This is a genomic window from Pseudomonas sp. FYR_2, assembly GCF_043106425.1.
GTDB lineage: Bacteria > Pseudomonadota > Gammaproteobacteria > Pseudomonadales > Pseudomonadaceae > Aquipseudomonas > Aquipseudomonas monteilii.
Window position 1 is genome coordinate 265,383 of sequence record NZ_JBICMM010000041.1, and the last position, 18,843, is coordinate 284,225.

The following is an 18,843-nucleotide window of genomic DNA, read 5'->3' on the forward strand; positions in this document are numbered from 1 at the left end:
CGAATAACAACAAGAGGTAAGTCGCATGTCCGTTTCCACACGCTCCGTCGAAGATGCGCCGCTCAACGCGTTCCACCGCAAGCTGACGGTGTATTCCGCTGGCGGGCCTTTTCTCGATGGCTATGTACTGAGCATCATCGGCGTCGCCATGCTGCAAATCACCAACGCCCTGCAGCTGTCGGCCTTCTGGGAAGGACTGATCGCCGCATCGGCCCTGATCGGGGTTTTCCTGGGTGGTTTTCTCGGTGGCTGGTTCACCGACAAGTACGGACGCAAGGTGCTGTACCTGGTCGACCTGATTGCAATCGTCGGTTTTTCGGTGGCGCAGTTCTGGGTGGAGTCGGCCTGGGCACTGTTTGTCTGGCGGCTGCTGATCGGTATCGCAGTAGGCGCCGACTACCCGATCGCCACCTCGCTGCTGGCCGAGTTCCTGCCACGCAAACAACGTGGGCCACTGCTGGCCGCCATGGTGCTGATGTGGTTTGCCGGTGCCGCCGTGGCCTACATGGCCGGCGAACTGCTGCTGCGTGTGGGCGGTGAAGACGGCTGGCGCTATGTACTGGCCAGTGCCCTGATACCGGGCGCGCTGTTCCTGGTCGCCCGCAGTGGTACGCCGGAGTCGCCCCGCTGGCTGCTGAGCAAAGGCCGCACCGCCGAAGCCGACGCCGTAATCAAGAAAGTCTACGGCCCCGACTACTCGATTGCCGATCTGCCAGAGCAGGCCACCGACAAGCCGGTTTCGGTGTGGTCGCTGTTCCACTCCGGTTACGGCAAGCGCATGGCCTTCGTCACCCTATTCTGGACCTGCGCCATCGTGCCGCTGTTCGCTATCTACTCGTTTGCCCCCAAAGTGTTGCAGGCACTGCAGTTGACCGGTGACTGGGCGGCCTTCGGCTCCATCGCCATCACCTTGCTGTTCACCCTGGGCTGCCTACTTGCCACCAAGCTGATCAACCGCCTGGGGCGGCGCAACATGCTGATCCACAGCTTCCTCTGGTCAGGCATGTCGCTGGTCATGCTGGGCGTGTTCCCGGATGCCTCGCCCACGACCATTCTGGTGCTGTTCGGTGCCTATGCCGTGCTGATTGGCGGCGCCCAGGTGCTTGAATACGTCTACCCCAACGAGCTGTTCCCCACCGAAATCCGTGCGTCAGCCGTAGGCCTTGCCACTTCGCTATCGCGCATTGGCGCCGCCGTGGGCACGTACCTGGTCCCGATTTCCCTGGCCAGCTTCGGCATTGCCAACACCATGTTCGCTGCCGCCTTGGTCTCGCTGTTCGGCGCCCTGATTTCCTGGTGGCTGGCCCCCGAGACTAGCAGGCTCGACCTGCAGCAGGCAGCCGCGCTGGGTAACCACACCAGCACTGCCTCCACCGCCAAACCTATTGTTCGTAAAGCCTGAAGGAGCCTGTTCGTGAGCCAAGTACTGACTGTCGTGCGCAATGCCCCCGTCTCGCCGCTGGGCGCCCCCGCCGCGGCCCGCCTGCCGATCGGTGAACCCATCGCCCAGGCCGCCAGCGCCCAGGACCAGACCGACGGGGCCGTCGGCGCCAGCATCGGTGTATGGGAAAGCAGCCCGGGGGTGTTCCGCCGCTACCTGAAAAACCGCGAGTTCAGCCACATTGTCAGCGGCTGGTGCACCTTCACGCCCGACGGTGGCGAGCCGGTGGAGCTGCGCGCTGGCGATGCGGTGCTGTTCCCGGAGAACTGCGAGGGGGTGTGGGACATCCGCGAAACCCTGCGCAAGACCTACGTGCTGTTCTAAGGACCCAGTCGATGATCGAACGTATCAACCCAGGCAAACGCGCCAGCCAGCTGGTGCTGGTAGACGGCCGTATCGAAACCTCTGGCATCGTTGCCCTGCAACCGGGCGACATCGCTGCGCAAACCCGCTGCGTGCTGGCGCAACTGGAGCAGTGGCTGGCGCGGGTCGGCGCGGGCAAGGGCAACCTCACCCGCATGCAGATCTGGCTGGCTGACATGGGCGAGTTTGCGGCGATGAATGAAGTGTATGACGCCTGGGTGGATGAACAGCCACCGGTGCGGGCCTGTGTAGGGGCTGCGCTAGCAGCCCCTGAATACCGCATCGAGATCCAGGCCTTCGGCCAGCTCTGAATGCCACACGGCCGCTGAGGGAGCGGCCTTGTCTCGCGATGGCTTGTTAGAGCTCCGGATCCAGCCCCACCTTGTCGCCATGCCAGTCAAACCGCTCCACCTCATGCCGGCGCTTGCGGAAGCTGTAAGGTGTCTCGCCATACTGCTTGCGGAACCACAGGATAAAGTGCGAAGCGTCGGAAAACCCGCACGCCAGGGCGATTGTGGTGATGTTCTGGCTGGTGTTCACCAGAAGCCGCCGGGCATGGTCCAGGCGCAACTTGCGCCAGTAGTTGGCCGGCGGTTCCTGGGTATTGGCGACGAACTCGCGGTGCAACTGCCGGGGGTGGGTACCCACCGCCTCGGCCACGGCCTTGAGGGTCATAGACGCATCCAGGTTGGCACGCATGAAGCTGATCGCCCGCTGCACCCGGTCGTTCTGGTACACACATTCGCTGGCCGCCTTGTCTTGCGGCTCATCAGCGCGCTCATCCACCAACAGGTATTCCAGGCCCTTCTGCGCCCGCACCGCACCGCAATGCCGGCGAATCAGGTTAGCCGCCAAATCAATGGCCGTACCGCCCGGGCAGGTGATGATGCCGCGGTCGTCCACATAGCTCTTGTCGATCACCGCCGTGGTAAAGGGAAAGCGTTCCTTGAACTCATCGCGCAAGGTGAAATGCAGCGCGCAGCGCCGGCCATCGAGCAGCCCGGCCTTGCCCAGCACGAACGACCCAGAGCACAGCGCGATGATCGGGATATTCGCCGCATGCACCTCACGCAATGCGTCCAACAGCCAGGCCGGCGGATTGCGGGTTTCGTCCAGCAAGCCGCCTGCAAGCACGATGTAGTCGTACTGGGCGAACAGGTTCAGGGGCTTGGTCGGCGAAATGGGCATGCCGCAACTGGCGGTGATCGGCTGGTCGTCCAGGGTCATCCAGTCCCACTGGCAATACACCTGCTGGCTACGGAACGACTTGTCCGCCGCAAAACGCAGCGAGTCCACCAGCCCCGCCACCGGCACCAGGGTGAAGTGGTTCATCAGCACGAAGCCCACCCGCAATTCGGGCTTGACCTGCACGCTGTCAACGGAGGCTTGCAACGGTTGTTCTTGTTGTTCGGCAAACATCGACACGGGCCTCATGACATCTGCAATGGCGCCATTCTAAAGCGCGCCCTGCGTCCGTCATATCATATGCATCCCCACAAATAGGAAGTCCATGACAAAAGGCGGCGCCGTTCTATCAATTGTCATGGCTGTAATATCAGCCCCCCTGCCCGGCTGAGCATCATGTAGGCACAAGACAAACATGCTCAGAGGCACCCCTCATGTACCGTGGATTCTGGTATGCCCAGGCACTTGACCTGGACAGCGACCTGGCCCCTGCCCTGCAGGACTCGATTGATGCTGACGTGTGCATCGTCGGCGGTGGCTTCCTTGGCCTGTGGTCGGCCATCCGCCTGAAGCAGGCGCACCCGGAAAAAACCATCGTCATCGTCGAGCGCGACCGCTGCGGCTCGGGCGCCAGCGGGCGCAACGGTGGCGTGGCCACCAACTGGTGGGGCAAGTACCTGTCAGTACGCACCATCTGCGGCGATATCGAGGCACGGCGTATCTGCGAGGCGGCCGAGTCAGCCATTGACGAGATCGGCAGCTTCTGCCAGCAGCACGGCATCGACGCCCAGTACCGCAAGGACGGTTGGCTGTGGACGGCCACCAACCAGCGCCAGATGAACGCTTGGCGCGTGCTCACCGACGGCCTGCAGAAGCTCGACGTCAACCCGTTCCAGGCGCTGGACCGCCAGACCATTCGTGGCCGTGTTGGCTCACCCTTGGTACTGGGCGGCATCTTCGACCCCAACGCCGCCACCGTGCAGCCCGCCATGCTGGCCCGCGGCCTGCGCCGGGTGGCGCTGAAGCTGGGCGTGCACATTTTCGAGAAATCGCCCTTCACCCACCTGGTGCGCGGCAAGCGCCCGGTGGTGCACACCGCCAAGGGCCATGTAAAAGCCAACCACGTGGTGCTGGCGCTCAATGCCTGGGGCGCGCAGTTCCCCGAGCTGCGGCGGATGATCGCGATCATGTCCAGCGACATGGTCGCCACCGCACCCGTCAAGGCCAGGCTCGACGCTATCGGCTTCAGTGGCGGCGAGTGCATGACCGACTCGCGCACCGTGCTCAACTACTGGCGCAACACCCCGGACGGGCGCGTGGTGTTCGGCAAGCCGCTGGGCCAGTTCGCCTTTGCCGGGCGTATCGGCAACCTGTATGAGAAACCCTCGCCGGCCGCCGACAAGGTCGCCGCCGAACTGCGCCGCCTGTACCCACAGCTGCAGGATGTACCGGTGGTCAGCAGCTGGACCGGGCCGATCGACCGGGCCATGAAAGGCCTGCCCAACTTCGGCTACCTCGACCAACACCAGACCGTCAGCTACGGCATCGGTTTTTCCGGCAACGGCGTGGCCACCACGGTGTTCGCCAGCCGCATTATCAAGTCGCTGGCCACCCATGCCAACGACGAGTGGGCCAATTGCGGCCTGGTCAACCAGAAGATGAAGCTGCTGCCGCCAGAGCCGTTGCGCTTCTTTGGCGCACACCTGGTACGCGATGCACTGGTGCGCAAGGAATCGCTGGAGGACCACGACCAGGATGCCGGCTTCATCACCCGCCAGCTGGTGGGCATGGCGCCTGCCGGCTACGTGCCCGCGCAGAAAAAACAAGGACAATAACGTGAGCGAACACATCGTCCTCCTCGACGACGAAGGCCTGGCGCCTTCCACCCGCCTGAAGCGCCCTGACTGCGAGCACAGCTGGCAGCAGTTCGCCTACACCCACCCAGAGCAGATACTGGAGCACCTGAAAAACGCGACGGTGGCGCTGACGTTCAGCGTGCCGCTGCGCGAAGAGCACCTGCGCCAGTTGCCCAAGCTGAAGATGATTTCGCTGGCCCTGACCGGCCGCGACATCGTCGATGTCGACTACTGCGAAGCCCATGGCATCGAAGTATCCAGCGTACCGGGCTATGCCGCCAACACCGTGGCCGAGCACAGCCTGGCCATGATCCTGGAGCTGTTCCGCCGCCCGGCCGCCTTCACCCGCCTGATGCGCCAGGTGCATGCCGGCGAAAAGCCGTTCCAGAACATCTACTTCAACCACCGTATCCGCGACGTGCGCGACAAGCAGCTGGCGATCATCGGCAGCGGCCCGATCGCCCTGCGCCTGGCGCACCTGGCGCGAGCGTTCGGCATGCGCGTGTGGTTCGAGGACCGAGGCGGCAAACGCCAAGGCCCGGACTGCCGCCCCTTGGCCGAGCTGCTGAAAAGCTGCGACGTGCTGTCGATCAACTGCCCACTCACGCCAGAAACCCACAACCTGATCGATGCCGCGCAACTGGCGTTGATGAAGCCTGACGCCATGGTGGTCAACACCGGCCGTGGCGGCGTGGTCAACGAAGCCGCGTTGATCCAGGCACTGCAACAAGGCCGCCTGGGCGGCGTGGCGCTGGACGTGGTGGAAGTGGAGCCTTTGCACCCCAGCAACCCACTGTTCCAGCTGATCGACCGCGATGACTTTCTGCTTAACCCACACATCGCCTGGAGCAGCGAAGACGCCATGCAGCAGTTGATGGACAGCGCCGTGGACAACATCAGCCATTTCGTCGCCCACCAAGTTTCTGAACAAAGGATTCGCAGCGCATGACCCCTGTCACCAAAAGCAGCTACGTCGATGGCACCTTGCGTCGGTGACACACCCATCCATTCGCCGCTGATCGACAGCGCCAACTGGAGCAGAACGTCTCCTTACCCGGGTCAAAACAACCTACCCTTTGGCTTGATCGCTCCATTTCGTGAAGCCCCGAGGGAACTACCAGCTCCTCCGTGCTTTCTTAAACACTGAGTGGTTTATTCCCTTGGGCTTCACGCTACTGGAGAACACGACATGCGCCACCTACTCCTCGCTCCTGCGCTGCTGCTCCTGCTGCCTGCCGGTGCTGCCCTGGCCCGCGTCGATGCGGGCGACGTCGCCACCTCGGCCGGTGTTTCCGCTTCGCTTTACTCGACCTTCAAGGACGATAAACGGATCATCCCGGCACGCGATGAACTTTCTGCCTTCGTCGCAAGCGGTGGGGCGATCCGTGGCGCCTATGTGGAGTCGGCGCTGGAACAGGCCCGCAAGGACCACCCTGGGTTGCAAGCCAATGATGAAGAACTGGCCCGGGCCATTCTGTCGCAGGATGACCGTATAGCTGACCATTGAGATAAGCCTGCACCGGCCCTTTCGCGGGCAAGCCCGCGAAGAGGCCGGCACAGGATTAGATCATCCCCACCCATCCATACGCATGGTCGCCCTGACCAACCGTTGTTCTTCCTGCTCGATCTCCCGCAAACTGTCGCGTATTCCGTTGATATGCTCGCGCGCCGCCCGCTGCGCCTGCTCCGGCAACTGCTCCATCACCGCCTGATACAACCGTGCATGCTGGCGGTCGATCTGGCGCTTTTGCGCCGGCCTGCAATACAGGTTGTTGACCGAGGCAAACACCGTGCTCAAGGTCAGGTCGCTGAGCGATTGCAAGGTATGCACCAGCACCGGGTTGTGTGACGCCTCACTGATCGCCCGGTGGAACGAGTGGTCGCGACGGGCATGTTCACGGGCATCGATCGCGTCGGGTACCTCGTGCGCGGCCAGCATTTCTTCGTAGCGCCGGCGAATCAGCAAGCGGTCAACCTCAGTGGCGCGTAACGCCGCCAGCCGCGCCGATTCGGCCTCCAGCAACGCCCGCACTTCCAGCAAGTCGAACAGCGTACGGGGCTGCGAGCCAAACAAATGCATCAACGGTGTGGCACCCGATTGCCCTGTCAGGTCGGCGACGAACGAACCCCGCCCCTGTTCGGTATCGATGATGCCGCGCCCCCGCAAAATGCGTAGCCCTTCGCGCAGTGCCGAGCGTGAACAACCCAGTTTCTCCACCAACCGCCGCTCCGAAGGCAAGGCCTGGCCCACCTTGAGTACGCCGTCAACGATCAGCCGTTCCACCCGCTCGGCCACCTGGTCAGCGACCTTGGCTTTGCCTTCAGCACCCATCACGCCCTCTCCCACTGGTAGGACCACTTCGACCGATGGTTCCAATCTAGCCAGTCAAAGCCGTCAATAACCAGCCCTTTACAGAAAAACTGGTAGGACCAGTGAACGACGTACTCGACCCGGGCCGCTGGCACGCGCAGGCTGCAACGGTGACCGCTTTGCCAACAACAACAAAAACGTTGCCGAGTGAGCCGATGAATATCCTGTACGACGAACGCGTCGATGGCGCGCTGCCCACCGTAGACCAGGCGGACCTGTTGCATGCGCTGCGCAAGGCCCTGCCAGACATCGATATCCTGTACCGCGAAGAAGACCTCAAACCCTACGAATGCGACGGCCTCTCGGCCTACCGCACGGTACCGCTGCTGGTGGTGCTGCCCGAGCGCCTGGAGCAGGTGCAGGCCTTGCTCAGGCTCTGCCATCAGCGCGGTGTACCCGTGGTGGCCCGTGGTGCCGGCACCGGCCTGTCGGGTGGCGCTCTGCCGCTGGCCAAGGGGATCCTGCTGGTAATGGCGCGTTTCAACCGCATTCTGGAGGTCAATCCACAGGGCCGTTACGCCCGTGTGCAACCCGGCGTGCGCAACCTGGCCATCTCCCAAGCGGCGGCACCCCACGGTATGTACTACGCACCAGACCCGTCCTCGCAAATTGCCTGTTCCATCGGTGGCAACGTCGCGGAAAACGCCGGTGGCGTGCACTGCCTGAAATACGGCCTGACCGTGCACAACCTGCTCAAGGTGGAAATCCTCACGGTGGAAGGAGAACGCCTGACCCTCGGCAGCGATGCCCTGGACAGCCCGGGCTTCGACCTGCTGGCACTGTTCACGGGCTCCGAAGGCATGCTCGGCATCGTCACGGAAGTTACCGTCAAGCTGCTCCCCAAGCCCCAGGTGGCGCGGGTGCTGCTGGCCAGTTTCGACAGTGTCGAGGACGCCGGCCGGGCAGTCGCCGAAATCATCGCTGCCGGTATCATTCCCGGCGGCCTGGAGATGATGGACAACCTGGCCATCCGCGCCGCCGAAGACTTCATTCATGCCGGCTACCCGGTGGACGCAGCGGCCATCCTGCTGTGCGAGCTGGATGGGGTCGAGGCAGATGTGCATGACGATTGTGAACGGGTGGCCGCCGTGCTGGCGCAAGCCGGGGCCCGCGAGGTACGGCTGGCCCGCGACGAAGCCGAGCGCGTGCGTTTCTGGGCCGGGCGCAAGAACGCCTTCCCGGCGGTGGGGCGCATCTCGCCGGATTACTACTGCATGGACGGCACCATCCCGCGTCGCGAACTGCCACGGGTACTCAAGGGCATCAGTGACCTGTCCGCGGAATACGGCCTGCGCGTGGCCAACGTGTTCCATGCCGGCGACGGCAACATGCACCCGCTGATCCTGTTCGATGCCAACCTGCCAGGTGAGCTGGAGCGCGCCGAAGCCATCGGCGGCAAGATCCTCGAACTGTGCGTGGCGGTAGGCGGCAGCATCACGGGCGAGCACGGCGTAGGCCGCGAAAAAATCAACCAGATGTGCGCGCAGTTCAACAGCGACGAAATCACCCTGTTCCACGCGGTGAAGGCCGCCTTCGACCCGCAGGGCCTGCTCAACCCCGGCAAGAACATCCCCACCCTGCACCGCTGCGCCGAGTTCGGCGCCATGCATGTGCACCATGGGCAACTGCCCTTCCCCGAGCTGGAGCGCTTCTGATGAGCATGGACCGCGACAACAGCCAGGCCCTGCTGGAGCAGGTCGGCCAGGCGCTGAACCAAGGCACACCGCTGCGTATCCAGGGCAGTAACAGCAAAGCCATGCTGGGTAACCTTGTCGCTGGCGAAGTACTCGACACCCGCAGCCACCGTGGCATCGTCAGCTACGACCCGACCGAACTGGTGCTCACCGCCCGCGCCGGCACACCGCTGCGCGAGATCGAAGCGGCGCTGCACGAAGCCGGCCAGATGCTTCCCTGTGAACCGCCACACCTGGGCCCGGACGCCACCTTGGGCGGCATGGTCGCTGCCGGCTTGTCTGGCCCCCGGCGGCCATGGGCCGGGTCGGTACGTGACTACGTGCTCGGCACGCGGGTGATCACCGGCCACGGCAAGTTGCTGCGCTTTGGTGGCGAAGTGATGAAGAACGTGGCCGGTTACGATGTATCACGGCTGATGGCGGGCAGCTTCGGTTGCCTGGGGTTGCTGACCGAGGTTTCGTTGAAAGTACTGCCCCGGCCGCGCCAATGCCTGAGCCTGCGCCTGCCAATGGGCAGGCATGAGGCGCTGGCCGAGTTGGCCGAATGGGGCCAGCAGCCGCTGCCGATCAGCGCGGCTTGCCATGACGGCGAAGCACTGTACCTGCGCCTGGAAGGCGGTGAAGGTTCGGTACAGTCGGCACGCCAGCGACTGGGCGGCGCAACCCTCGACAGCCGGTTCTGGAGCGACCTGCGCGAGCAGCGCCTGGCATTCTTCGACAGCCCTGCACCGCTGTGGCGCCTGTCACTGCCCAACGCCACTGGCGAGCTGGACCTGCCCGGCCAGCAATTGATCGACTGGGGTGGAGCGCAGCGCTGGCTCACGTCCAGCGCACCGGCCCAGGCCATTCGCGACCTGGTCGCCAACGTTGGCGGCCACGCCACCTGCTACGCCGCCAGCGCAGACAGCAGCCCGCCGCTGCCCACGGCACTGATGCGCTACCACCAGACGCTGAAGCAACAGCTCGACCCCCAGGGCGTGTTCAACCCTGGCCGCCTGTACCCGAACCTGTGAGGCCAGACCATGCAAACCAACCTGAGTGAAGCATCCCGACGCCTGGCCCGCGCCGACGAGGCTGAAAGCATCCTGCGGTCCTGCGTACACTGCGGTTTCTGCACCGCCACCTGCCCGACCTACCAGTTGCTGGGCGATGAACTGGACGGCCCGCGCGGGCGCATCTACCTGATCAAGCAACTGCTCGAAGGCGAGCCGATCACGGCCAGCACGCAACTGCACCTGGACCGTTGCCTGACATGCCGCAACTGCGAAACCACTTGCCCCTCAGGGGTGAAGTACCACGACCTGCTGGACATCGGCCGCGCCGTGGTCGAACAACAGGTGCCGCGCCCGCTCGGTCAGCGCCTGCTGCGCCAGGGCCTACGAGCCGTGGTGCCACGCCCGGCGCTGTTCAAGGCCCTGACCCGTGGCGGCCAGGCCCTGCGCCCGCTGCTGCCGGCCACACTCAAACGCAAACTGCCGGCACGGGTAGTCGCACCCGGCCAGCGCCCGGCACCACGCCATGCACGGCGGGTGTTGATGCTCGAAGGCTGCGTGCAGCCGGCCTTGTCGCCCAACACCAACGCCGCCGCCGCGCGCCTGCTGGACCGCCTGGGCATCAGCGTGCAGCCGATCCACCAGGCCGGCTGCTGTGGCGCGGTGGACTACCACCTCAATGCCCAAGAGCAAGGCTTGCAGCGTGCGCGGCGCAATATCGACACGTGGTGGCCCGCCATCGAAGCGGGGGCCGAGGCCATTGTGCAAACCGCCAGCGGCTGCGGCGCATTCGTGCGTGATTACGGCCACCTGCTGGAAAACGACCCCCGTTACGCCGCCAAGGCCGCGCGGGTCAGCGCCCTGTCCCGCGATCTGGTAGAAGTACTGCGCGATGAACCGGTCGAGCAACTGGGCCTGTGCGCCGAACAGCGCCTGGCCTTCCATTGCCCTTGTACCTTGCAACATGCCCTCAAGCTGGGCGGCGCGGTAGAAGCACTGCTGACGCGCCTGGGCTTTACCCTCACCACTGTGCCAGACGGCCATTTATGCTGCGGCTCGGCGGGTACCTATTCGCTGACCCAGCCCGAATTGTCGCTGCAACTGCGTGACAACCGCCTCAACGCACTGGAAAGCGGCAAACCGCACGTCATCGCCACCGCCAACATCGGCTGTCAGGCCCACCTCGACGGGGCCGGGCGTACGCCGGTACGCCACTGGATAGAAATTGTCGAAGCAGCCTTGAACCCGGAGAACCCCCATGCATAGCAAGTTCGTGATCGGCCAGGCCGAAGTCGCCCGCGTATTGGCCGCCGCCCGCCAGGAAGCCTTGGTCCAGCACTGGAACGTGACCATCGCCGTGGTTGACGACGGAGGTCACCCGCTGGCCCTGGAGCGCATGGACGGCTGTGCGCCAGCCAGTGCTTACATCGCCGTGGAAAAGGCCCGGACCTCTGCGCTGGGGCGCAAGGAAACACGGGATTACGAAGAGATGGTCAATAGTGGCCGTACTGCATTTGTCACTGCACCGCTGCTCACCAGCCTGGAAGGTGGCGTGCCGTTGCGGGTGGAGGGCCAGGTGGTGGGTGCGATTGGGGTGTCCGGGGTCAAGTCCGAGCAGGATGCCCAGGTCGCCAAGGTCGGGGCGGCGGCCCTCTGAGCCCTGTACCTGCCTCTTCGCGGGCAACACATATCGAGCAGACTGAACACCGAGCGGACAGACAATGCCAAACCATCAACTCCAGATCGCCCCCATCCTCCAGCGCTTCATCGAAAACGAAGTCCTCCCCGGCACCGGCATCGAAGCCGCCTCCTTCTGGCAAGGCTTCAGCACCCTGGTCCACGACCTGGCCCCGCAAAACCGTGCCCTGCTTGCCGAACGCGAGCGCCTGCAGGCCGAACTGGACAACTGGCACCGCCAGCACCCCGGCCCGATCCGCGACATGGCCGCCTACCGGCACTTCCTGCAAGGCATCGGCTACCTCGTGGATGCCCCCGAAAACGTGCAAATCAGCACCCACAACGTCGACCGCGAGATCGCCGTACAAGCCGGCCCGCAACTGGTCGTGCCACTGAGCAATGCCCGCTACGCCCTCAACGCCGCCAACGCCCGCTGGGGCTCACTGTACGATGCCCTCTATGGCACCGATGCCATCGCCGAAACCGCGGGTGCCGAGCGCGGCCAAGGCTACAACCCGGTGCGCGGCGCCAAGGTGATTGCCTATGGCCGGCAATTCCTCGATACCTCAGCCCCGCTTGCCGGCGCCTCACACAGCGACGCCAAGGCCTACGCGATCAACCAGGGCGCACTGCAGGTCACCTTGGCCGATGGCCGCCAGGTTGGCTTGCAAAACCCCGCACAAATGCGTGGCTACCAAGGCGAGCCGAACACGCCAACGGCGATCCTGCTGCAGCACCACCAACTGCATTTCGAAATCCGGATCGACCCGGCCAACGTCATCGGCCAGCAGGACCTGGCCGGGGTCAAGGACATCCTGCTGGAAGCCGCACTGACCACCATCATCGACTGCGAAGATTCAGTGGCAGCCGTCGATGCCGACGACAAGGTCAATGTCTATCGCAACTGGCTGGGCCTGATGAAAGGCGATCTCAGCGAACAGGTCAGCAAGGACGGCAAAACCTTCAGCCGCACCTTGGCCGCCGACCGCCAGTATCACGGGGCAAACGGCCAGCCGCTGACCTTGCCGGGCCGTTCGCTGCTGTTCATCCGCAATGTCGGCCACCTGATGACCAACCCGGCGATCCACGACCGCGATGGCCGGGAAATTCCGGAAGGCATCCTCGATGCCGTGGTCACCAGCCTGATTGGCCTGCACGACCTCAAGCGCCGAGGCAACTCGCGCGAAGGCAGCCTGTACATCGTCAAGCCGAAAATGCACGGGCCGGCCGAAGTGGCCTTTGCCAACCAGCTGTTCGGTCGCGTCGAGGCCCTGTTGGGCCTGCCCGCGAATACCCTGAAGATGGGCATCATGGACGAAGAGCGGCGCACCAGCGTCAACCTCAAAGCCTGCATCGCCAGTGCGGCATCACGGGTGGTGTTCATCAACACCGGCTTCCTCGACCGCACCGGGGACGAGATGCACAGCGCCATGGAAGCCGGTGCCATGTTGCGCAAGGGCGACATGAAAAGCAGTGCCTGGATCCAGGCCTACGAGCGCAGCAACGTGCGGGTGGGGCTGGCCTGCGGCTTGCGCGGCAAGGCGCAGATCGGTAAGGGCATGTGGGCCATGCCCGACCTGATGGCGGCCATGCTCGAACAGAAGATTGCCCAGCCCGAGGCCGGTGCCAACACCGCCTGGGTGCCCTCGCCGACGGCCGCAACGCTGCACGCGCTGCATTACCACCAGGTAGACGTGGCAGGGGTACAGCAGGCGCTGGAAGCAGCCAACCGGAACGCCCAGCGCGACGCATTGCTGAACGACCTTCTCAGCGTACCGGTCAGCCCCAAGCGGCCCTGGAGTGCCGACGATATCCAGGCTGAACTGGACAACAACTGCCAAGGCATCCTCGGTTACGTGGTGCGCTGGGTCGAACAAGGGGTCGGCTGCTCCAAGGTACCGGACATCCACGATGTGGGCCTGATGGAGGACCGCGCCACCCTGCGCATTTCAGCGCAGCACATCGCCAACTGGCTGCACCATGGCGTGGTGGGTGCCGAGCAGGTCGAGGCCACGCTGCAACGCATGGCCAAGGTGGTAGACCAACAGAATGCCGGGGACCCGGCGTACCGGCCAATGGCGGCCAACTTCGAGGCATCGCATGCGTTTCGCGCCGCCCGAGCGCTGGTGTTCAAGGGGCGCGAGCAGCCCAGTGGCTATACCGAGCCGTTGCTGCATGGCTGGCGGTTGAGGTTCAAGCAGCAGGTTCAACGCTAGCCCAAGCTGCGCGGTGTTGCTGGCGCGGCCTTGTGTCGCGCCGGCAGCAAACATCTGCCACCGGCCAGTCAGGGGTGGCATTCCGGCGTCTTCAGAAATTTCCCACAACCTTTCCGGAAGCGTCCTACTTGCTGCCTCTGCACGCAAAAAACAAGATCGGCACTGGAAAACGCAAGGTCGCGATCCAGAGGAGGCTCCGTATGCACCTTTACGCCCGCTCCATTGCCGAACTGCGCAGCAGCTTGTGCGAAATGCTGGCCCATGACATCCGCAACCCCGAAGAGGATCCGCACCTGTCGGGGGTGATGTTCTTCTGCGCCACCGACGAACACTCCCGGCAACTGATCGAGCGTATCGAGTTGCTGGCCAGCGAAGTGTTCTTCGACCCGAACGGGCGGGCCATTGCGGAACACCTGAAAGCGGCCGCAGTCGATGGCGTGCGCATCAAGCGCAACCGCAAGGCGCCAGCGGATGAAACGGTGATACGCATCGCAGTGGCCGACAAGGGCTATATCACGGTGAGTACAGCCCGGCTCTGAGATTATGGGGCTGCTTTGCAGCCCCATGCCCTTCCCTGGCCAATCCGCTATCCTGAGCACTCCCCCGCTCCGGACCGCCCCATGGAACTGCACATTCGCCTGGAGGGCCGCAAAGGCTTGGCCGACCAGCTCTATCAGCAACTGCGCGCCGGTATCGACAGTGGCCACCTGACCGCCGGCACCCAGTTGCCACCCACCCGCCTGCTGGCCGAGCAACTGGGCGTGTCGCGCAAGACGGTGGCCGAGGCCTATTCGCGGCTTACCTACGACAACCTGCTCAGCGGTGTGGTCGGCCGTGGCACTTTCATCACGCCGCGCCAACCGCTGCGTAGCCATGAATCCACCACCATCCCCCTGGCCGGCGCCGCGTCCCTCGAGCGCTGGCAGCAGCACGCCACCGTGCTCGGCCAACGCCAGCTGCAAGCGCCCTCCCGCTATGACTTTATCGGTGGTGCTTCAAGCAAGGCACAGTTCCCCTTCGACCAGTGGCGCAGCTGCCTGAACTACGCCCTGCGCCGCAGCCAGCGCCACCCCGAGCGGCAGTTTCCGGCCCAGGGCCTGCCGGAGCTGCGCGAGGCCATTGCCCACCACATCGCCTACGCCCGCGGCGTGCACTGCAGCGCAGCCGACCTGCTGGTGTGCAACGGCGCCCAGCAAGCGCTGGACATGATCGCCCGGGTATTGGTGGAACCCGGTTGCCAAGTGGCCATGGAAGACCCCGGCTACCCACCCGCCCGGCAACTGTTCCTGGCCCTTGGTGCGCGCGTGCAGTCCGTTCCGGTGGATGATGAAGGCCTGCGCGTCGAGCACATCGCCGATGGCACCCGGTTGATCTATGTAACGCCGTCACACCAGTTCCCGCTGGGCATGCCCATGAGCGAGCCACGTCGGCACGCCCTGCTGGCCCGGGCGGCTGAGCTGGGCGCGCTGATCATCGAAGACGACTACGATTGCGAGTTCCGTTACCACGGGCCGGCAGCGGACGCATTGCAGCGCCTCGACCGCCATGGCCTGGTGGCCTATGTGGGGACCTTTTCCAAGACGTTGCTGCCCGAGCTGCGGCTGGGCTATGCCGTGTTGCCGCCTGCCGTGCTGCAGGCGGCCTGCGTGGCCAAGCACCTCAGTGACTGGCACAGCCCGACCTTGCTGCAGTGGGCGCTGGCGCGCTTTTTGGGCGAAGGCCACCTGAACAAGCACATCCGCCGCTGCCATGAGGTTTACAGCGCCCGCCGCGAACGTATCCTGGCGCGCCTGGGCGGCGACCTGTCACCGTGGTTCAGCGCCATCCCTGCCAGCGCGGGCTTCCACCTCAGCGCGCTGGCCAAGCCTGGGGTCGATGTCGAGTTGCTGGCCAACCTGGCGCGCAAGGTGGAGGTGGGCCTGTATTCGCTGGCGCCGTTCTTCATCGAAACACCGGTACGCCCGGGGCTTTTGCTGGGCTTTGGCGCTATCGAGCTGCTGGACATCGACCCGGCACTGGACCGGGTGCGCGATACCCTGCAACGCCTCAGCTGACCGGCGCGGCCCTGCCCGCCGCGGGCGGGCGCGCGATGGCCGCAGCATAGCCACGCGGGTTGAAACAGGCGGTTACCAGCAGCATCGCCATCACGGTCACGGTCAGCAGCATCCACGATGCCTGGAAGTCGCCACTCACGTCACGCAACCAGCCGGTGATGTACGGCACGATACCGGTGATGATAAAGCCGATCCCCTGTACGAATGCCGCCAGGCTGCCGGCTTCGGCAGGCGTCTTGAGGTGTTCCAGGGTCAGCGTCAGGCTCTGGCTGAAGCAGGCGCCCAGGCCAAAGCCGATCATGGCGACCCACAGTCCTGCAGCCACCGTGGGGGCCAGTAGCAGGCCGAGGAAACCCGCCAGCTGAATCGCCAGCGCCAGCCAGAGGCCTGGACGCCGATCTGCCCAGCGCCGCAGCAGCAGTGGCAGGCCGAGCGCGCCAGCCACCTGGAAAATGGTCATCAGGCCGACCAGGTCGGCGCCACCCTGGGCACTGCCGCCGTGCTCGATATGGTAGGCCGGCAACCAGGCCACCATGCTGGTGTAACCGCCATTGATCAGGCCGAAGTACAAGGCCAGCAACCACGCCCGGCGGGTGCCGAACCAGTGTCCACCCGCAGCGCCCGCCAGCTTCGGTGCTTCCAGACGTGGGCGCAGCACGACCCAGGCCAGCACCGCCAGCACTGCCGGGGCTGCCCACAGGCCCAGGCCGGCCTGCCAGTGGCCGAAGTGGCCACTGATATGTGGCCCAAGCACGGCCGCCAGGCCGCCGCCCGTCATCAGTGCCGCCGAATACAGGCCCATCGCCCCGGCCAGCCGCCCAGGGAACCATCGATTGACCAACCCTGGCATCATGCCTTGCACCACCGCCACGCCCAGGCCCGCGACCACCGCACTGGCAATCAACGCCCAGGCGCTGTCCAGTTGCAGGCGCCACAGGCAGGCCAGGGCGATCGCAGCCAGGCCACCGAGCATGCCGCCATGCTCGCTGATCCAGCGCCGCAGCCAGGGTTGCAGCAACGGTACCAGCCCCATGCACAGCACCGGCAACGCCGTCAGCAAGGCGGCCTGCTGGTAGCCCAGGCCAGTGCTGGCACGCATAGGTTCGAGTAACGGGCCGATACTGGTCAGGATCGGCCGCAAGTTCAGCGCCAGCAGACTCACCAGCAACAGGTTCAACGCAGCTCTCATTGTGAATCGGTTCTCTTGTAGCAAGACCCGGCCATTATCCCGGCTCGGTCAGCCTGGCAGAAATGAAGAGATTGGATGCCTGTCAGTGGCCACCTGAATGGTCGATTGGCCTCCTGCATATGCGCGGGATTGGCTATCGGGGGTGGCCAAAGGGCGGCGCTACAGTAGTGCCATTCCCACCCCATATCCTTTGGAGACAGCCATGCATAACCGTATCGAATGGGCCAAGCACGCCCCCGAAGCCTACAAAGCCATGGTCGGCCTGGAACAGGCCCTGGCCAAGAGCGGCCTGGAGAGTTCCCTGCTGGAGCTGGTGCGCCTGCGGGCATCGCAGATCAACGGCTGCGCCTACTGCGTGAACCTGCATGCCAACGATGCACGCAAGGCCGGCGAGACTGAGGCGCGCTTGCAGACGTTGAGCGTATGGCGTGAGACCACCTACTTCACCCCGCGTGAACGTGCGGCACTGGCCTGGGTCGAGAGCCTGACCCGCTTGCCTGAGCATGGGGCGCCGCAGGGGGAATATGAAGCCTTGCAGGCACATTTCGAACCGGCCGAGGTGGCCAACCTGACCTTGGCGATTGCCACCATCAATGCCTGGAACCGGTTTGGTGTCGGGTTTGCCATGGTGCCGTCCTGATCATTAACCGGTAGCCCGCGAAGAGGCCACCACAGGTGACACATCAACGCCCAGTCAACCGCGCCCGATAGCTCCCGGGGCTCTGCCCGGTCCACTTCTTGAACGCACGGTGGAACGCACTGGGCTCCTGGAACCCCGCCTGCTCGGCGATTTCGGCGATGCTCAACACCCCTTCGCGCAAGCGCTCGAAGGCCATCGCCCGGCGTACTTCGTCTTTGATCTGCTGATACGAACGCCCCTCCCGGTCCAACTGCCTGCGGAAGGTACTGGCGCTGACCCCCTGCTGCTGCGCCAGCGCCGCCAATGTCGGCCACTGGCCATAACGCAGTGCGCGCAAACGCCGGTACACCTCGGCCACCAGCCCGTTCTGGTTACGAAAGCGAATCACCAGCCCCTGTGGCGCAGTGCGCAGAAAGGTTTTCAAGGCTGGCAGGTCCTGTACCACCGGCAACCGCAGGTAGGCACTGTCGAATTCCACCTCGGTACGGCCGCTGCCCAGGCGCAAGTCTGGCCCCCACAGCAGCAGGTCGTCCTCCTGGGCCGGGCGCGACACCGCCAGCTCGGTACGGTCGATGGCAATGCGCCGCCCGGCCAGCCAGCACAGCATGCCGATCATCAGCACCAAATAGGTTTCCTCGGCATACACCCGGGTCAGCGGGTCGGTGATGTTCGACTGCACGCTGATCAGCGCCCGCCCGCCACGGACCGTCAGGCTGCCACGCAGGTCGCGCAGAAACAGGCCGAAGCCGCCCATGCATTGGCGCAAGGCCTTTTCCAGGTTCGGTTCAAGTATCAAGCCCCGGCAGATCAGGGCGAAGCTGCCCAACGGCATGCCATGGCTGTCGAGGCAGAAAAACTCGTCGTCCAGCCGTTGAATCATCGCCAGCCAAAGCTGGGCGAAGGCCCTGGCCGGCACGCGGGCCTGGGGCTGTTCCAGCAGCTGTGGGTCGATGCCCACGGCACGCAGCTGTGCATCACGCTCGGCGGGGTTGTCGCGCAGGGCATGGAGCATGGCGTTGAGAAAGTACACGGCGACCGAATCGCTATCGCGCATGGCGGTTTTCGCTGTCTATGCTGAGTGGCAAAAAGTGCCAGGTTGTTTGAACAGTTCCGGCATAGGCTGCAACAGAGCCTTTGCCTAGACTCGATCCCACTCCGGGACCGC

18 protein-coding genes are annotated in these 18,843 nt (G+C 64.6%); 14 read left to right on the top strand and 4 right to left on the bottom strand.

Features of this window, described 5'->3' with window-relative positions:
- The first annotated feature begins 25 nt into the window (after positions 1–25).
- The 3 genes from ACF8R4_RS18065 to ACF8R4_RS18075 are packed head-to-tail and all read left to right on the top strand — an operon-like array spanning position 26 to position 2,115.
- Positions 26–1,402 (top strand): MFS transporter, encoded by a 1,377-nt coding sequence (locus tag ACF8R4_RS18065; protein WP_156866786.1) that lies wholly within the window; start codon positions 26–28, stop codon positions 1,400–1,402.
- Positions 1,403–1,414: 12 nt separating this feature from the next.
- On the top strand, positions 1,415–1,765 hold the full coding sequence (locus ACF8R4_RS18070) for a cupin domain-containing protein (protein ID WP_392493064.1): 351 nt from the start codon (positions 1,415–1,417) through the stop codon (positions 1,763–1,765).
- Positions 1,766–1,776: 11 nt separating this feature from the next.
- Positions 1,777–2,115: a RidA family protein gene (locus tag ACF8R4_RS18075; RefSeq protein WP_060499263.1), complete on the top strand. Its 339-nt coding sequence runs from the start codon at positions 1,777–1,779 to the stop codon at positions 2,113–2,115.
- 46 nt (positions 2,116–2,161) lie between these two features.
- Here the strand turns inward: ACF8R4_RS18075 and ACF8R4_RS18080 are convergent, their stop codons facing one another.
- Positions 2,162–3,196, bottom strand: a complete 1,035-nt coding sequence (locus ACF8R4_RS18080; protein ID WP_232333214.1) for a GlxA family transcriptional regulator — start codon at positions 3,194–3,196, stop codon at positions 2,162–2,164.
- 227 nt (positions 3,197–3,423) lie between these two features.
- Between ACF8R4_RS18080 and ACF8R4_RS18085 the strand changes: the two genes are divergently transcribed.
- From ACF8R4_RS18085 to ACF8R4_RS18095, 3 genes are all read left to right on the top strand, one after another.
- On the top strand, positions 3,424–4,824 hold the full coding sequence (locus ACF8R4_RS18085; RefSeq protein WP_156866787.1) for an FAD-binding oxidoreductase: 1,401 nt from the start codon (positions 3,424–3,426) through the stop codon (positions 4,822–4,824).
- Between the two features lies 1 nt (position 4,825).
- Positions 4,826–5,794, top strand: coding sequence for an NAD(P)-dependent oxidoreductase (locus ACF8R4_RS18090; RefSeq protein ID WP_060499266.1), 969 nt, complete (start codon positions 4,826–4,828; stop codon positions 5,792–5,794).
- 240 nt (positions 5,795–6,034) lie between these two features.
- On the top strand, positions 6,035–6,352 hold the full coding sequence (locus ACF8R4_RS18095) for a DUF2388 domain-containing protein (RefSeq protein ID WP_016487609.1): 318 nt from the start codon (positions 6,035–6,037) through the stop codon (positions 6,350–6,352).
- Positions 6,353–6,412: 60 nt separating this feature from the next.
- Here the strand turns inward: ACF8R4_RS18095 and glcC are convergent, their stop codons facing one another.
- Positions 6,413–7,177, bottom strand: a complete 765-nt coding sequence (glcC, locus tag ACF8R4_RS18100) for a transcriptional regulator GlcC (protein ID WP_392493066.1) — start codon at positions 7,175–7,177, stop codon at positions 6,413–6,415.
- Positions 7,178–7,371: 194 nt separating this feature from the next.
- Here glcC and glcD point away from each other — a divergent pair, with 194 nt between their 5' ends.
- From glcD to ACF8R4_RS18135, 7 genes are all read left to right on the top strand, one after another.
- On the top strand, positions 7,372–8,871 hold the full coding sequence (glcD, locus tag ACF8R4_RS18105) for a glycolate oxidase subunit GlcD (RefSeq protein ID WP_104835064.1): 1,500 nt from the start codon (positions 7,372–7,374) through the stop codon (positions 8,869–8,871).
- Positions 8,871–9,923: a glycolate oxidase subunit GlcE gene (glcE, locus tag ACF8R4_RS18110; RefSeq protein WP_392493068.1), complete on the top strand. Its 1,053-nt coding sequence runs from the start codon at positions 8,871–8,873 to the stop codon at positions 9,921–9,923. Before glcD ends, glcE begins: the two co-directional genes overlap by 1 nt.
- Before the next feature lie 9 nt (positions 9,924–9,932).
- Positions 9,933–11,168 carry a glycolate oxidase subunit GlcF gene (gene glcF / locus ACF8R4_RS18115; protein ID WP_392493070.1) on the top strand — a complete coding sequence of 412 codons (1,236 nt, stop codon included), beginning with the start codon at positions 9,933–9,935 and terminating at the stop codon, positions 11,166–11,168.
- A complete protein-coding gene (locus tag ACF8R4_RS18120) occupies positions 11,161–11,559 on the top strand; it encodes a heme-binding protein (RefSeq protein WP_060499272.1) in 399 nt (132 codons plus the stop codon). Before glcF ends, ACF8R4_RS18120 begins: the two co-directional genes overlap by 8 nt.
- Positions 11,560–11,623: 64 nt before the next feature.
- Positions 11,624–13,795 (top strand): malate synthase G, encoded by a 2,172-nt coding sequence (locus ACF8R4_RS18125; protein ID WP_392493072.1) that lies wholly within the window; start codon positions 11,624–11,626, stop codon positions 13,793–13,795.
- Between the two features lie 200 nt (positions 13,796–13,995).
- Positions 13,996–14,334, top strand: coding sequence for a hypothetical protein (locus ACF8R4_RS18130; RefSeq protein ID WP_060499274.1), 339 nt, complete (start codon positions 13,996–13,998; stop codon positions 14,332–14,334).
- A gap of 81 nt (positions 14,335–14,415) precedes the next feature.
- The gene (locus tag ACF8R4_RS18135; protein WP_392493074.1) at positions 14,416–15,849 is read left to right on the top strand and encodes a PLP-dependent aminotransferase family protein; all 1,434 of its coding nucleotides are present in this window, start codon (positions 14,416–14,418) and stop codon (positions 15,847–15,849) included.
- Here the strand turns inward: ACF8R4_RS18135 and ACF8R4_RS18140 are convergent.
- Positions 15,842–17,038 carry a cyanate transporter gene (locus ACF8R4_RS18140; RefSeq protein ID WP_164524415.1) on the bottom strand — a complete coding sequence of 399 codons (1,197 nt, stop codon included), beginning with the start codon at positions 17,036–17,038 and terminating at the stop codon, positions 15,842–15,844. The genes ACF8R4_RS18135 and ACF8R4_RS18140 overlap by 8 nt on opposite strands.
- A gap of 202 nt (positions 17,039–17,240) precedes the next feature.
- On the opposite strand from ACF8R4_RS18140, the gene ACF8R4_RS18145 reads away from it, so the two are divergent.
- A complete protein-coding gene (locus tag ACF8R4_RS18145) occupies positions 17,241–17,678 on the top strand; it encodes a carboxymuconolactone decarboxylase family protein (RefSeq protein WP_060499277.1) in 438 nt (145 codons plus the stop codon).
- A 43-nt stretch (positions 17,679–17,721) separates the two neighbouring features.
- On the opposite strand, the gene ACF8R4_RS18150 is transcribed toward ACF8R4_RS18145, so the two are convergent.
- A complete protein-coding gene (locus ACF8R4_RS18150) occupies positions 17,722–18,732 on the bottom strand; it encodes an AraC family transcriptional regulator ligand-binding domain-containing protein (RefSeq protein ID WP_392493076.1) in 1,011 nt (336 codons plus the stop codon).
- Positions 18,733–18,843: the final 111 nt, after the last annotated feature.

Excerpts from the sequence above, each read along its gene's own strand:
- ACF8R4_RS18065 (WP_156866786.1), top strand. The coding sequence starts at position 26 with ATGTCCGTTTCCACACGCTCCGTCGAAGATGCGCCGCTCAACGCGTTC.
- ACF8R4_RS18075 (WP_060499263.1), top strand. The coding sequence starts at position 1,777 with ATGATCGAACGTATCAACCCAGGCAAACGCGCCAGCCAGCTGGTGCTG.
- ACF8R4_RS18085 (WP_156866787.1), top strand. The coding sequence starts at position 3,424 with ATGTACCGTGGATTCTGGTATGCCCAGGCACTTGACCTGGACAGCGAC.
- ACF8R4_RS18095 (WP_016487609.1), top strand. The coding sequence starts at position 6,035 with ATGCGCCACCTACTCCTCGCTCCTGCGCTGCTGCTCCTGCTGCCTGCC.
- glcC (WP_392493066.1), bottom strand. The coding sequence starts at position 7,177 with ATGGGTGCTGAAGGCAAAGCCAAGGTCGCTGACCAGGTGGCCGAGCGG.
- glcD (WP_104835064.1), top strand. The coding sequence starts at position 7,372 with ATGAATATCCTGTACGACGAACGCGTCGATGGCGCGCTGCCCACCGTA.
- glcE (WP_392493068.1), top strand. The coding sequence starts at position 8,871 with ATGAGCATGGACCGCGACAACAGCCAGGCCCTGCTGGAGCAGGTCGGC.
- glcF (WP_392493070.1), top strand. The coding sequence starts at position 9,933 with ATGCAAACCAACCTGAGTGAAGCATCCCGACGCCTGGCCCGCGCCGAC.
- ACF8R4_RS18120 (WP_060499272.1), top strand. The coding sequence starts at position 11,161 with ATGCATAGCAAGTTCGTGATCGGCCAGGCCGAAGTCGCCCGCGTATTG.
- ACF8R4_RS18125 (WP_392493072.1), top strand. The coding sequence starts at position 11,624 with ATGCCAAACCATCAACTCCAGATCGCCCCCATCCTCCAGCGCTTCATC.
- ACF8R4_RS18130 (WP_060499274.1), top strand. The coding sequence starts at position 13,996 with ATGCACCTTTACGCCCGCTCCATTGCCGAACTGCGCAGCAGCTTGTGC.
- ACF8R4_RS18135 (WP_392493074.1), top strand. The coding sequence starts at position 14,416 with ATGGAACTGCACATTCGCCTGGAGGGCCGCAAAGGCTTGGCCGACCAG.
- ACF8R4_RS18140 (WP_164524415.1), bottom strand. The coding sequence starts at position 17,038 with ATGAGAGCTGCGTTGAACCTGTTGCTGGTGAGTCTGCTGGCGCTGAAC.
- ACF8R4_RS18145 (WP_060499277.1), top strand. The coding sequence starts at position 17,241 with ATGCATAACCGTATCGAATGGGCCAAGCACGCCCCCGAAGCCTACAAA.
- ACF8R4_RS18150 (WP_392493076.1), bottom strand. The coding sequence starts at position 18,732 with ATGCGCGATAGCGATTCGGTCGCCGTGTACTTTCTCAACGCCATGCTC.